This window comes from Acinetobacter sp. AR2-3 (assembly GCF_001878775.1).
Lineage (GTDB): Bacteria > Pseudomonadota > Gammaproteobacteria > Pseudomonadales > Moraxellaceae > Acinetobacter > Acinetobacter lwoffii_D.
In genome coordinates this window covers 1-636 of the sequence record NZ_MJIQ01000083.1, presented here as the reverse complement: position 1 = coordinate 636, position 636 = coordinate 1, and the positions used below count along the sequence as shown (strand labels likewise).

The following is a 636-nucleotide window of genomic DNA, read 5'->3' as shown; positions in this document are numbered from 1 at the left end:
TCCACAACAAGTTGTTCTTCATGACGATGTATCTGAGGGTCTGTAGCTCAGTTGGTTAGAGCACACGCTTGATAAGCGTGGGGTCACAAGTTCAAGTCTTGTCAGACCCACCACTACTGACGAAGTACGGAAAATCAGAAACATTGACTTATTGATAAGCTGGGGACTTAGCTTAGTTGGTAGAGCGCCTGCTTTGCACGCAGGAGGTCAGGAGTTCGACTCTCCTAGTCTCCACCAAATTTCAAGATCATAAAAGCATGCTTTTCCTTGAAATTTAAGCAAGAAGCTACGCTTCGCGCAGTATGTAATCATACAGTGATGAAGTTGTTTAGTTCCTAAGCGATCAAGTGATTAGATCCTAGAGATTAACAAGTACAAGCGTTATGATACGCGCACTTGATAATCTCTGTGATTTATCACAGTTTCCTGACCTGACGAAGGCTGGAAAAATCATTAACAGAATATATTTGAGTTGAAATAATTTGTTCATACTCGTTTAAATCAAAATTAAGAACTTGTTCTTAATTGAGAGATTGATGAGTTACTAGCGAAATTAACTGAATCAAGCGTTTTGGTATATGAATCTAATTGAAGCTGTACTGTAGTTAAATCTACGAAACGCCAACTGTATGAGTA

General features: G+C 39.0%; 2 tRNA genes. Both read left to right on the top strand.

Annotated features, from left to right (window positions below):
- Nucleotides 1-36: 36 nt before the first annotated feature.
- A tRNA-Ile gene (locus tag BFN00_RS14135) sits at nt 37-113 on the top strand.
- A 48-nt stretch (nt 114-161) separates the two neighbouring features.
- Nucleotides 162-237 (top strand) — tRNA-Ala (locus BFN00_RS14130).
- The last annotated feature ends 399 nt before the right edge of the window (nt 238-636 follow it).